General features: G+C 30.1%; 11 protein-coding genes. All 11 read right to left on the minus strand.

What is annotated here, in order from left to right; all coding sequences use genetic code 11:
- Positions 1 to 6: 6 nt before the first annotated feature.
- The 11 genes from hemE to VJY38_RS11695 all read right to left on the minus strand — a co-directional run bounded on the left by hemE (position 7) and on the right by VJY38_RS11695 (position 13,019).
- Positions 7 to 1,047: a uroporphyrinogen decarboxylase gene (hemE, locus tag VJY38_RS11645; RefSeq protein WP_353680885.1), complete on the minus strand. Its 1,041-nt coding sequence runs from the start codon at positions 1,045 to 1,047 to the stop codon at positions 7 to 9.
- Between the two features lie 17 nt (positions 1,048 to 1,064).
- Positions 1,065 to 1,847, minus strand: coding sequence for a uroporphyrinogen-III synthase (locus tag VJY38_RS11650; RefSeq protein ID WP_353680886.1), 783 nt, complete (start codon positions 1,845 to 1,847; stop codon positions 1,065 to 1,067).
- Between the two features lie 3 nt (positions 1,848 to 1,850).
- Positions 1,851 to 2,789: a hydroxymethylbilane synthase gene (hemC, locus tag VJY38_RS11655; RefSeq protein ID WP_353680887.1), complete on the minus strand. Its 939-nt coding sequence runs from the start codon at positions 2,787 to 2,789 to the stop codon at positions 1,851 to 1,853.
- A gap of 2 nt (positions 2,790 to 2,791) precedes the next feature.
- Positions 2,792 to 4,087, minus strand: coding sequence for a glutamyl-tRNA reductase (hemA, locus tag VJY38_RS11660; protein WP_353680888.1), 1,296 nt, complete (start codon positions 4,085 to 4,087; stop codon positions 2,792 to 2,794).
- 52 nt (positions 4,088 to 4,139) lie between these two features.
- A complete protein-coding gene (locus tag VJY38_RS11665) occupies positions 4,140 to 4,964 on the minus strand; it encodes a cytochrome C assembly family protein (RefSeq protein WP_353680889.1) in 825 nt (274 codons plus the stop codon).
- A 121-nt stretch (positions 4,965 to 5,085) separates the two neighbouring features.
- A complete protein-coding gene (locus VJY38_RS11670; RefSeq protein WP_353680890.1) occupies positions 5,086 to 6,084 on the minus strand; it encodes a CxxxxCH/CxxCH domain c-type cytochrome in 999 nt (332 codons plus the stop codon).
- Positions 6,085 to 6,102: 18 nt separating this feature from the next.
- On the minus strand, positions 6,103 to 7,302 hold the full coding sequence (locus VJY38_RS11675; protein WP_353680891.1) for a cytochrome c3 family protein: 1,200 nt from the start codon (positions 7,300 to 7,302) through the stop codon (positions 6,103 to 6,105).
- A gap of 5 nt (positions 7,303 to 7,307) precedes the next feature.
- Positions 7,308 to 8,570 (minus strand): hypothetical protein, encoded by a 1,263-nt coding sequence (locus VJY38_RS11680; RefSeq protein ID WP_353680892.1) that lies wholly within the window; start codon positions 8,568 to 8,570, stop codon positions 7,308 to 7,310.
- A gap of 18 nt (positions 8,571 to 8,588) precedes the next feature.
- Positions 8,589 to 9,134, minus strand: a complete 546-nt coding sequence (locus VJY38_RS11685) for a cytochrome c family protein (protein ID WP_353680893.1) — start codon at positions 9,132 to 9,134, stop codon at positions 8,589 to 8,591.
- A 73-nt stretch (positions 9,135 to 9,207) separates the two neighbouring features.
- Positions 9,208 to 11,652, minus strand: coding sequence for a cytochrome c3 family protein (locus VJY38_RS11690; RefSeq protein WP_353680894.1), 2,445 nt, complete (start codon positions 11,650 to 11,652; stop codon positions 9,208 to 9,210).
- A 224-nt stretch (positions 11,653 to 11,876) separates the two neighbouring features.
- On the minus strand, positions 11,877 to 13,019 hold the full coding sequence (locus VJY38_RS11695) for a response regulator (RefSeq protein ID WP_353680895.1): 1,143 nt from the start codon (positions 13,017 to 13,019) through the stop codon (positions 11,877 to 11,879).
- Positions 13,020 to 13,037: the final 18 nt, after the last annotated feature.

The following is a 13,037-nucleotide window of genomic DNA, read 5'->3' on the forward strand; positions in this document are numbered from 1 at the left end:
CATATTTTAATGAAATAATTTACTTTCTTCTTTTACTACTTCAACTAAATATTTTGCATGTTCTGGATTAACATCTGGTAATATTCCATGACCAAGATTAAAAACATGTCCACTTCCATTACCAAAAGAATTCAAAATCATCAATGCTTCTTCTCTAATTTTTTCTTTTGATGCATACAATATAGCTGGATCTAAATTCCCCTGCAGTGCTACTTTTTTCCCAATTTCATTTTTTGCTTTTCCTAAATTAATTGTCCAATCGAGACCAAGTACATCTGCTCCGCAATTTGCTAATTTGTCCAGGCAATGAACTCCTTTAGCAAATACAATTACAGGTTGATTATCTCTTTTAATTTCTCCAATAACTTTAGAAATATATTGAAGAGAAAATTCTTCATAATCTTTTTCTGAGAGTAAACCTCCCCATGTATCAAAAATTTGAACTGCATCTGCACCAGCTTGAATTTGTGCAGTGAGATAATCTGCTACAACTTCGGATATTAGATTTAATAATTTATGTGCAAAATCTGGTTTATTAAAAATAAACTTTTTTATTTCAGAAAAATTTTTCGATCCACCACCTTCTACCATGTAAGTCATTAAAGTCCAGGGAGAACCAGAAAATCCAATAAGTGGAACTCTTCCATTCAATTCTTTTTTTGTAAGATTTATAGCATCAAGAACATATTTTAGTTTATGTGATGGATCAGGTTTAATTAATTTATTAATATCATTTTCATTTCTAATAGGTTCATAAAGTTGTGGACCTTTACTCTCAACTATTTCGAGTTTCATTCCCATTGCTTCTGGTACAACAAGTATATCAGAAAAAATTATTGCTGCATCAACTCCAAGAAAATCCACTGGTTGAATTGTAACCTCTGCAGCAAGTTCAGGTGTTTTACACATTGTAAGAAAATCATACTTTTCTCTTACTTTTCTATATTCAGGTAAATATCTACCTGCCTGACGCATAATCCAAATTGGTGTTCTTTCTACTGGTTGCTTTTTACATGCTCTTAAGAACAAATCATTTTTTAATTGCAAAATTCCTCCATTAATTATCAAACAAGATTTTTCGTTAGATTAAAATATTCAATTATTGCATCTGCTACTCCTTCAAGAGTATAAATTTTAGGAACAATATTAACATTTATTTGATTACTTTTTATCTCACTTTCTGTTGTTGGTCCAATAGCACATATAGTTACATTAGTAAAATAATCCACAGGATCATTTATATTCATTAACTTCAAATAATTTTCGAATGAAGATGGACTTGTAAAAATAAAAACATCAGGCTTTCTTGAAGTTATTATTTTATACTCATCTTCTAATTCACTCAAATCGTTTACGACAACATCATAAATTGGAAGATTAATCACTTCTGCTCCAAGTTCAGTTAATCCTAATTTTAATTCTTCTCTTGAGAGTGCTGAACCAGGAATTAATATTTTTTTATTATCAATTCCAAATTGCGAAAACTTTTTTATCAAACCTTTAGCACTAAATTCTTCGGGTATTATGTGTATATAAATTCCATTTGCTCTACATTCTTCTGCAGTTGTTTTTCCTACAACAGCAATTTTTGTACGAGATAGATCAAGTTTATAGTCAGCTAAAATTTTTGCAAAAATTTTAACTGCATTAGCAGAAGTAAATACAATAAAATCATATTTAAGAGATTCGCTCATTAATTCATCAATAACTTCAGTTCCATAAATAGGCTTTATTTTTATTGTTGGAAAGAATATTAATTCTGCTCCTTCATTAATTAACTTCATAAGTGAATTTTTAACTTCTAATCTGGATTTAGTAACTAATATTAAATGATTTTTCAACTTCAATGTTTACCTTCTTTGTTGTAATATTTCTTTTAATACTTCAAAAGCTCCTGCTTTCAGCAAATCTTTTGCAAGTTGTTCTCCTAATTTTTCGGGATTATTTTTAGAACCACGAATTTTTTTTCTAAAAGTAACAGAGCCATCAATAGAAGCAATTATTGCATCAATATAAAGTCCATTTTGTTTAACCTGAGCAAAAGCTCCAATTGGAATCTGACATCCACCTTCTAAATATTTTAATAAAGCTCGTTCTGCTCTAATAGCAATAAATGTATTTTCATCATTAATATTTTTTAAAATTTCTTCTGCTAAAATATTCTTTTCATTAATTTCGATGCCTAAAGCTCCCTGTCCAACTGCAGGTAATATTTCATCTGTTGAAATAATTGATGATATATATTTATTCATTTTTAATCTTTCAATTCCAGCTCTTGCAAGAATAATTGCATCCCAATCAGATTTTAAGAATTTATCTATTCTTGTAGGAACATTTCCGCGAAGTTCAACAACTTTTAAATCTGGTCTTAAATGTAAAAGTTGTGCTTTTCTTCTTAGAGAACCTGTTGCTACGATTGCTCCTTCTTTAAGATCATTAATGCTAATTCCTTTCTTTCTTGCAATTAAAACATCTTCAACGTTGTGACGTTTTGTTACAGCAGCCAATTTTAATCCAGCAGGAATTTCTGTTTGCAAATCTTTTAAACTATGAACTGCAATATCTATTGTTCCTTTAAGTAATTCTTTTTCGAGTTCTTTAGTAAATAAACCTTTATCCCCAATTTTTGAAAGAGCCACATCAAGAATTTTATCTCCTTTTGTTTTAATGATTTTTATATCAACAGAGAGATTTTTGTTTTTTCTTTCAAGTTCTTTTTTTACAAAATTTGCTTGCCATAGAGCAAGCTGGCTACCACGACTTCCAATTATTAATTTTTGTTTTTTCAAAACTATTCCCTTTTATTAGTTTCTTTTCCATCAGATTTATTTATATCGAGCAAAAACAATTCTTTAATTATTGCAGTACGAGCTGCTACATCTTCTATGTTAATTCCAGATTCTGCTATTTCACGCAGTTTAACAGTAGGATTATGAAGTAATCTTCCTATTAATCTTCTTGTCATATCTTCAATTTTAGTATAATCTTCTGCACTCACCTTATTTTTAATTTTTTCAAGTTCATCATTTTTTATTTCGTCAAAAAATTCTCTTAGAGATTTAATAACTGGAACAACTTCAAGTGTATTGTACCAGCTAAAAAATTCTACCATCTCTTCCATAATAATTTTTTCAACTTTTGGAATCTCATTTTTTCTTTTTGCAATATTCTGATCAACAATAACTTTCAAAGAATCCATATCGTGATAAAAAACATTTTCAATATTTTTTACTTCGGGATCGATGTCACGTGGTACTGCAATATCCATTAGAACCATTGGAGTTCCTTTTCTTTTCTTCATTGCATTATAAATATCATCTTTCGAAAGAATATAATCTGGAGCACTTGTAGCACTAATTATCACATCAAAATTATGAATGGATTCTTTTAAAGATTCAAAAGGAATAATATTGCCATTAATTTTATTTGCAAGATCTTCGGCTCGTTTTAGTGTTCGATTAGAAATAGAAATTTTTCCAATTCCTTTATCTTTCAGATGAATAGCTGCAAGTTCACCTGTTTCGCCTGCTCCAATTACGAGTGCCGATTTTTTATCCAGTCCAGCAAATATTTTTTCGAGCACCTGAACTGCGGCATAACTTACAGTTACAGCTCCTTCGCCAATTGTTGTTTCTTTAATTGCTCTTTTACCTACCTTTAAGGCAGTATTGAATATTTTTCTTATAATAGTTCCAGTAAAGTTTAAGTCTTCTGATAATTCAAAAGCTTCTTTAACCTGTCCAAGAATCTGACTATCACCAATTACAAGAGAATCGATTCCAGATGCAACGGAAAAAATATGCTTAATAGCTCCGCAAGAAAAATATTTTGTAAAATTTTCTTCTTTAATATTCTCAACAGGTTTAAACTCGAGTAGTTTTGTTATAATCCGATTTGAATCCAGACTCTGATTTTTAGATATGCAGAAAATTTCTGTACGGTTACAGGTTGAAATAACAACACCTTCACTAAAATCATTTTTAAGAACTGGAATAAGTTCTATAATTTCATCTCGTGAAAGATGTAGTGCTTCCAGCAATTCAATTGGAGCTGTTTTATGATTTATTGAAATTCCTATCAAATTCATATTAGTTTTCTAAATTAATCCATTAATACAAACACTTAATCATTTTCATTAATCAATAAAAAGAGTGGAATGTTTTTGAATATGTACTTGTAACAATTAATGAAATTAAAGTCAATAAAAATCCACACAAAGAAAAGATAATAACTTTCTTACCATACCATTTAGCTAAAATTTTACTAATTATTCCTGTTCCATAAGCCAGCCATACAAATGCAGTACCAACTAACTTGGGATCAAAATAACTAAAATTCGGGAATGCTTCTGGAAGCCAGATTGCACCAATTACTATTGCAACAGATAAAAGAGCAAAACCAATTACAACTGAGTAAAAGCTTAACTTTTCCAGAATTTCTAAACTTGGTAATCGGTTAAATATCAAACCGAATTTATTATTCCTTAAATTTTTATAAAGAATTAAAAATAACAAACCATAAACAGCAGATATTGTAAATCCTGAATAACCAAGAATAGCACTAACTACATGAAGACCCAGCATTCGATTTCTTAAAACTTCCGGGACTACATAATTATTTTCCAGTGATAGTGAAGAAATGGTTTGAAATATTAAAGAAAACAGTACAATAAATGAACCGGTAGCTCGAATATCTGTTAGTAATTCAAGTATGAAATAAGAAAATGAAACAGAAAAAGCCAGCAACGAAAATATCTCGAATTTATTTGTAATAGGTGGATGATCAAATTCGACTGTTCTAATCATCAAATAAAATGCATGAATAAAAAGTGTAATAAATAGAAAAATCCTTTTAGAATTTTTAAATAAATTCTTTTCAGTAAAAAAATCATAAGTGTAAATTAAAAATACAATCAAATACAAAAATGGAATTAAAATATTTAAACCATTTATTGTAGATATCATAATTATCTCTTTTTGTTTTATAAACCTAAAATAAGCTCCAATAATTCAAAATGAAAATTACGTAAAAATAAAAAAGCCGTCCCTTAAAAAGCAGAGACGGCCTATGTTATAGATATTTTTATTAAAATAAATCAACTTTTCCATTTATATGTTTTGTTTTATCTACAATTTTACCATACTTATCAACTACGCCAACATGGCATGTACCGCATGATTTTAATTGAGATTCAATATGACCCTTAGGTGGTAAATCGTGACAGGTTCCACAAGCAGCTTGAGATCCATCAACTTTATTCCATACCGGCTGAAAGTTATTGCCAGTAATTTTATCTTCAACATATGCAAACTGATAAGTAGAATTTTCCTTTTTGAATTCAAAATTTCCATGACAATAAGTATTACTGCATTTATAATCATTAAAATTATAAACTGGATTATCACCTAAAGAACTAAAACTACCAAATACTACTTCTGCTCTTGGAGTATTATCAATATGACCACTTGAATTAAATTCAGATGGAATTGTATGACATTCATTACACTGAACTGCTTTTGCAATATCAGAATCTTTCAAATGAATTTCATGAGCACCCACACGAAAATCATCTGTAAGTATTGAACCATTTGTTGCTCTTGGTGGTGCTATTTTTGAAGCATTATTAAAATCTCCGTGACAAGTATTGCATGCTTCTGGTCCTTTTGATTGCTTATGACAGCTATTACAGGTTGGGCTTGTAACTCCACCTGAATAATCTTTTCCGTGACACTGAGAGCATTTTGACAAATCCCAATTAATATTAGCTATAAATTTTCCATGAAACTTTTCTGATTCTAAATTATTAATTTCATTAGTATGTACAATAATAGATGAATGGCAATCAAGGCAACTTACTTTTGCAGTTCCACCAGAGAAATTTGCATCATGACATAGTTTACAGCCATCGAGTTTACCATCAATTAATTTTTTACCATGAAACTCTTGAGAAGTTTTTACCAGAGCATCTTTTCCATGAACACTAAATTTTTCCGGTGGAGTAATATCATCCTGAATATCACTACACGAAATGAAAATTAAATTCAATGCTGTAAACAAAATGAAATAAAATTTTATGTATTTCATATTCAACCCAAAATTTTATTATTTATGACAATAACCGCAAAAACCTACACCTTTAATTCCATTAGGTCTTGCATTGGCATCACGATGACATGTATAGCATACTGAATTTGCATCACTATGCCAATCTCCATCCTGATCACTCATAAAGCTTCTTATATGAGTTTTGGGATTTGTACCTTTTATTCCATCATTATCAACATGGCATAAAATACAACTTGGGTCAGCACCTTGAATATCATGGCAGGAAGTACACGATTCAATATCTCTTCTTGCAAGTTCTGCATGAAGTCCACCACCTGTTCCAACACCTATAGTAACAAAGTTCGATTTTCGATGAGATGCAGGCATTGTTCCTTCCATCGAAAAATCTCCAGATGCAGAGTTGTGGCATTCAGCACAAAATGTTTCAACCTGATGACATGTCTGGCATTCACTGGATTTATTATTAGCATCAACACCGTGTGTAAATCGATAATTTAAATCATGTACTCTGCTTAATTGTTGCTGTTTTGTATTATCAATAAACTTATGTGGTGAATAAGGAACATAAAAATCTTTTGCGGTATTGCTTTCTGTAATCATTGTTGTAGAGACATGACAGGTTTCGCAAAAATCATTATCGTGACACATCTGGCACTCTGCATTTTCAGCATTAGCACTGAACTTATGAGATTTCATGAAATTAACCTGTTGATGATCCTGTGGAATTAAATTAACAGTAGAGATATGACACGTTTCACAATTATTTGTAGCAACACTTTGATTATTATGACAGGAAGCACATTGATTCATTTTTGGAAAAGCTGCTGCTGATTGAAAAGCATAATCAACTTCTTCTATTCCTTTGTGGCATACAATGCAATCCATCTTTTGATCGATAACATGCTTCTTATGATTAAATATTAACTCAGATTCTTTTTGAATAAGTTTTTCATTAACATCTTCGTAATGGCATGTATTACACTTATCTGTATCTTCAACATCGTGACAGGTTGCACATGCATCTTTTTCAGGTAATAATCGATCCTTTAAAGATATACTTTCAGCAGCTTTTGTGTGACATGTTGTGCACTCTGCAATTTCTTTATGCAATGAATGTGAAAATTTAATTATGTTCTTATTGGTTTTCTGTGGTTCTACTCTTTCATTTACCGCAGCAATTGTAAGAAAGATTGTAATTGAAAGAGCTATGGCTGCATAAAATATTTTTATTTTCATAATCTTTAAATGTTTGTATTAAACAAATAATTTATTTTGAACATTAATCTCAGATCGTTTTTATAAATCTTATTATTAAAATATTGTGTCTGGAAATCGAAAGAAAATGTTCTCCATGGTCTTAAGTTTAATCCACCAATAAATGAAGTTACTGAGTTAATATTATCATACTTTGATAATTTATAATTAGAATAAGTAATACCAATTGAAGGAGTGATAAAACCTTCAAAAAATGATCTGGCAGCAAATACAGAAATAGCATCGAGTTCACCAATATCTCCAAATGTTTTTCTGTAACTTAAGCTACCAAAGTTTGTATTTGCTCCCATTGTAATTCGAGATGAATGTTCGCTTCCAAATTTCACATCACCGAATTTCAACACAAATGTATATAGATTAGAAACATTATAATCAATACCACCTTCTATTTCCTGGCTATTTCCATAATCAAAAACAGAAAAAATAGAATTGTATCTTACCTTTGGTTCTCTCAAATTATAATAAAAGTTAATTCCCATATCTTTTGTAGCTTTTAATCTTCCATCAAATTCAATTCTCGATGTTTCTTTATAATTCAAATCATATTCATAACGAGTATTAACATCCAGAATTTGATTGTAATTATAAGTAGCATCTGCAGAAAGATATTTATACTGATTAGATTTTGTTTGTATCAATACTGTAACTAAATCCAGATTTTCGTTTAATCTTTCAGCATAGTAATCAAGTGGTTTAAAATTCTTATCGAAATATGAAATTCCAATTCTAAAATTTTTCAAAGCATATGCTTCAAATCTTCCGCCCAAAACATAATTATTTGAAATATCGTCAATTAATTCAAATTTTTGATAAGCTGGAACATTTCCACCATAGAATCCCATTAGAGAAAAACCAGAGTATTTAATTTTCAAATTAATTCCATCAAATAAACCACCAGCTACTGGAGTTATTAAAGGTTGTCTTCCAATCTTAATAGAAACAAGGTTGAATAAATCTCTTGCTTCCAGATAAAGATTATAAAATCTCGTTCTTGGGTCTGCATCAAGAACATTTCCAATATTGCTTTCAAAATTGAATCTGGTTCGCAAAGAAAATTTGTTGTAATTGACATTGAGATTCAGTGTTTGATAAGTTCTGAAAAATGTTTCTGAGTTGTTTACATCGTTAAATCTTTCAAATGAATAAACAGAAGAAGTAAATCTGCCATTGATATTCTGGGCAGAAATAATCAATGGCATTAAAATTATTAATGAAATTAATTTTTTCATTTTAGTCCTGCTAAGATTTTAGTTTTTTGGTACTTTGTGTTCAATCTTAGACCACATTTCATCAAATTTAAATTCTTTATAAGTTGGACTTTCAGGATTATGGCATGTTTTGCAATATTTTTCAATTTCTTCTTTATTTTTCCAAATAATTAATCCATTTTTAACAGATTCTTCTCTGCTTTTCATTACTTTAAGTGATTTATAAGCAGAACCAGGTCCATGACATGTTTCGCATTGTACACCATCTTCAACTTTAAATTTTGCACCAATTAATTTTTTATCTACATCGTAACCAGAAGCATGACATTTCAAACACTTTGGATTTTCAACTGCTTTTACATCACCAGAAAGTTTATTAGCTTCTTCTGTTAAAAGTGCTTTGTAAGCATTTGCATGTTTACTTTCCTGCCATATTTTTAACTGCTGTCCCTGTTTTTCTGTTTTGTGACATGTTCCGCAAACCTGAACACCTTCATAACTAAATTGTTGAGAGTATCCTTGAGCTGGTAAAATAAAATAAATTAATACTGCAAAAAATATTAATGTGCTTGTTTTCTTTAGCATTGTAAAATCCTCCTGATAGTTAATAAACAATTTATTCTGTAAGGAAAATAGCTTAATCATTTTTTATTGGCAATCATTTATTTTCATTTTGTGATTGTGTATCCCGTCCTTTATTTTTTTCTTTTTCTTCTGAATTTAATTTTTCTTCGAGCCATGTTTTTAATTCTGGATCGTTATCAATTTCTGAATCAATAATTATATCGGGATTTAAGCCATGCTTTTTAAGTGTTGAAGTAAATAGCAATGTTGAATTACTTAATCTTTTATAATCTCTTTTTCCAAGTTGATATTCTTTCCATTCAAGAACAACTCTACGAAAATGTTTTTCGTGATGATGACGATAATTATGTAATGTCATTTTCCCATCTATCCAGGTTAAACTCATCGGGTATTCATGTGGATGAAAGATTACAAAAAACCAGTGCCATACAAGAATTGCAAGAGTTGCTAATATTGCTTCGTAAAAATGGATTAATTCACATACTTTAATTAACCAGACTGGAGCCCAATCGCCTACTATTGTTGGGAACCACAAAATAAATCCAGTTAATCCCATTACAATTGTTCCCCAAATTAAAGCCCAGTATTCAGCTTTTTCGGTGTAATCAAATTTGTCGTATTGTGGTTTTTGTTTTCTTAATCCCAGATAATAAAGTATTGTCTCTTTTGCATCCAGTACATCATTAAATGTTGGAATTAAATTTTTAAGGACTTCTCTACCACGAGCTGTAAAAATCAAATATCCTACATGATAAATTCCAGTACCAATTAAAACTATTGCTGCCCCCCTATGAATATACTGACGAGCAGTTTCAGTCATTCCAAACATCTTCAACAATTCGCCCCACCAGGTTTGACTATATTTTAATGCAAATCCTGTAATTGCAAGTGTAATAAATGATATTAACAGTAAAAGATGTTGAATAACTTCGCTTTTGGTAAATCTTGGAATTGTAATTTCATTTTCAATTCTTCTTTTCTTTTTGCGAATTTCATAGATATAAATCAACAAGTTGTGTAAAATCATTCCACCTATTACTGAAATTATAAGCCAGAAATAAATATTAGCAATTAAGTTTTCAATTTTTGAAGCTGTTCCATTCTGAGTTTTATGTGAATAACTTTGAGCAAATACTGGAGTTGCATTTGTATGGCATTTTTGACAGGTTTTAGTAACATTATTAATATTTACACTTGATTCTGGATGTTCACTTGGTAAAATTTTATGAACACTATGACAATCCACACACATTGCAGCATCTTTATCTCCACGCATTACTGCAAGACCATGATAGCTATCCTGATATTGTTTAGCCTGTCCCCCACTTATTCCAAACCTTTCTGCAATACGTGGATTTTCATGACAAACCATACAGGTTTTTTCTTGAAGTTTCTTTGATTCTTCTCTTTTGTCGATTGTAGTAATTGATTGTATACTGTGTTCACTATGGCAATCGTTACAAACAGGTGATTCTCTAAATCCTTTTTTTGCTCTTATCCAGTGAATTGATTTTTGATATTCTTCTGATTCCTTCGGATGACATTGACCACAGGTAGAAGGAATATTAAACGAAGAAATTTTTGAAGTTGGCTGAACTTTATTTTTAATATCATGTACGCCATGACACATTGTGCAGGTTGCTGCATCAAGCCTGCCTTTTTCTACTAATTTACCATGAACAGAATTTTTATAAGTTTTGCCAGGTGTAGGAATTCCAATATCATATTTTTTAGCTAATTCTGGATTGTCGTGACATTTTCCACAGGTTTCTGCTAAATTTGTTGGATAAACTGAACTTGATGGATGTTTTACTTTTTTAATATCATGCGAACCATGACAATCCCAGCACTTGGCTGCATCATCAATCCCTTCGCTTAATGCAATTCCATGTATACTTTCACTATGTTCTTTAGCAATTTCTCCATGACATACATAACAATCTGCTTTCTTTGTCGATTTCAAATTTTCAGGATGATCTTTAAGATTATTTGCAATAAAGCTATGACAATCAGAACATTCAAGATTTTTATGAACTGAGCTTGGGAGTGTGAGTTTTACATCAACTTTTTTATGACAGGCAAGACAATTACTTTTGTCAACAGCTGTTGAATGATATGCTTTTAAAATAGGTTTTGCTTCGTGACATTTAGCACAATACAGCTTTGATTTCAAAGAATTTTCTAACGGAGGCTTAACTATTTCATGATTTCCATGGCACGAAACACAATTTGGTGCATTTTTTATTTTTAATCTATGATGGATATCTGCTTTTACAGATTTTTCTTTATCATCGTGACAGTTAATACAATTAACCTTTTTTACACCTTTATCAATATGTTCTTCATCAGTTACATCTTCATGGCATCCCTGACAATCAATTGCATCTTTATGAACAGACTTATCAATAGAAACTTCGTGGCAATCGGCACAATTAAATTCTTGAGCATTTATATAATTCAATAAAATAGTAAATAAAAAAGCAGTAATGAAGAGAAACCTTATCTGAATAGAACTCACTTAATTCTCCTTATTAATGGAACAGCAAATTACATCAAAAATTGTGCTTGAATTTTAATTTTTTATTAATCAAAAAATACTTTTAGATAATAATTGAATGAATTCTATAAAATATTCTCCCAATAAAATTATTATTTATAAGAAAAAATTTTATTAAAAATAAGATAAAAGACTTACATATCCTATCAAATTATAAACATATTTTCAATAGGAGATCAATTTTTTTACTTTCTAAAAAATTCTCCTGTGATTATATACCACTCCTTCTCGCCAAGATTTTCAAGCTGTCCCCAGTAAAGTTCTTCAGAGGATTCTTCTTTGACAAATTCTTTAATCTTATTAATATATTTTTCAATTTCTTCTTGATAAAAAGTAACAGCACTTTTACCAATTTTGAGTAATTGCAATTCTGTATCTAATTTATCTGCATCAATTATGCAGATCCAGTTTTTATCGTAAGGAGTAAAATCAAGTGATTCAAGATTTTCTGCTAATTCGTGGTTAATCGACTTAACCAATCCACTGACAGGAGATAAAAATTGAATTGTTTTTTTATTTTGTCTTACACTAAAAAGAGGTTGTCCTTTTTGCACATTCATACCAAGATTTGGAAATTCAATACTATCAATTTTACCAATTAATTTTTTTGCAAAGTCGTCCAGTCCAACTTTAACACTTCCATCCTGACTAACAGCCGCCCAGCAATGTCCTTCTGAAATAAATACTCCACCTGGAATTGCAAATTCACTTTTACCAACTTTTTCAATCTCTGGAATATGAGCAATATGAACACGTGGTTTCAATTGTTTTTGAATTCTATCGTGTCGTTTAATTAAGCATTTCTTGGTGAATTCAAGCAGTTCATCTTCTGTAAATGGTTTTTGGACATAATCCATTGCACCAAGTTTCATACATTCAACTGCAGTTTCAACTGTTGCATATCCAGTAATTATAATTACATCAATATCTGGACGGAGATATTTAATAGTTTTTGTAACTTCAACACCGTCCATTTCTGGCATTTTTAAATCAGTAAATACAAAATCATAATGATGAGATTTAACAAGGTTAATTGCTTCTGCACCAGAGTTTACAGTGTCAACAGAATAGCCATCCAGTACAAGAATTTTTCTAAAGCTATCTAAAATTATATCTTCGTCATCAACACAAAGAATCCTTGCTTTTGGATTTGGGACTTCAGCCCTTTTAAGTGATTTTACTTCTTTACCAAAATCAACTTGAACAACTTCTTTAAGAATTGCTTCGCGTTCTTTTCTTATTTTCTTTTCGTTTACTTTCTTAATAGCATATCTTATAATCACATCTGCAATAATTACTATGATAAGTAATAAAATAAATAATAGCATAAATTTTCTCCTTATTAA

Origin of the sequence: Rosettibacter firmus, from assembly GCF_036860695.1 — a bacterium.
In the GTDB taxonomy this organism is placed as follows: domain Bacteria; phylum Bacteroidota; class Ignavibacteria; order Ignavibacteriales; family Melioribacteraceae; genus Rosettibacter; species Rosettibacter firmus.

What these genes read in the sequence shown, in the direction of transcription:
- VJY38_RS11665 (WP_353680889.1), bottom strand. Translation starts at nt 4,964, where the DNA reads ATGATATCTACAATAAATGGTTTAAATATTTTAATTCCATTTTTGTAT.
- hemA (WP_353680888.1), bottom strand. Translation starts at nt 4,087, where the DNA reads ATGAATTTGATAGGAATTTCAATAAATCATAAAACAGCTCCAATTGAA.
- VJY38_RS11695 (WP_353680895.1), bottom strand. Translation starts at nt 13,019, where the DNA reads ATGCTATTATTTATTTTATTACTTATCATAGTAATTATTGCAGATGTG.
- VJY38_RS11670 (WP_353680890.1), bottom strand. Translation starts at nt 6,084, where the DNA reads ATGAAATACATAAAATTTTATTTCATTTTGTTTACAGCATTGAATTTA.
- VJY38_RS11680 (WP_353680892.1), bottom strand. Translation starts at nt 8,570, where the DNA reads ATGAAAAAATTAATTTCATTAATAATTTTAATGCCATTGATTATTTCT.
- VJY38_RS11685 (WP_353680893.1), bottom strand. Translation starts at nt 9,134, where the DNA reads ATGCTAAAGAAAACAAGCACATTAATATTTTTTGCAGTATTAATTTAT.
- VJY38_RS11675 (WP_353680891.1), bottom strand. Translation starts at nt 7,302, where the DNA reads ATGAAAATAAAAATATTTTATGCAGCCATAGCTCTTTCAATTACAATC.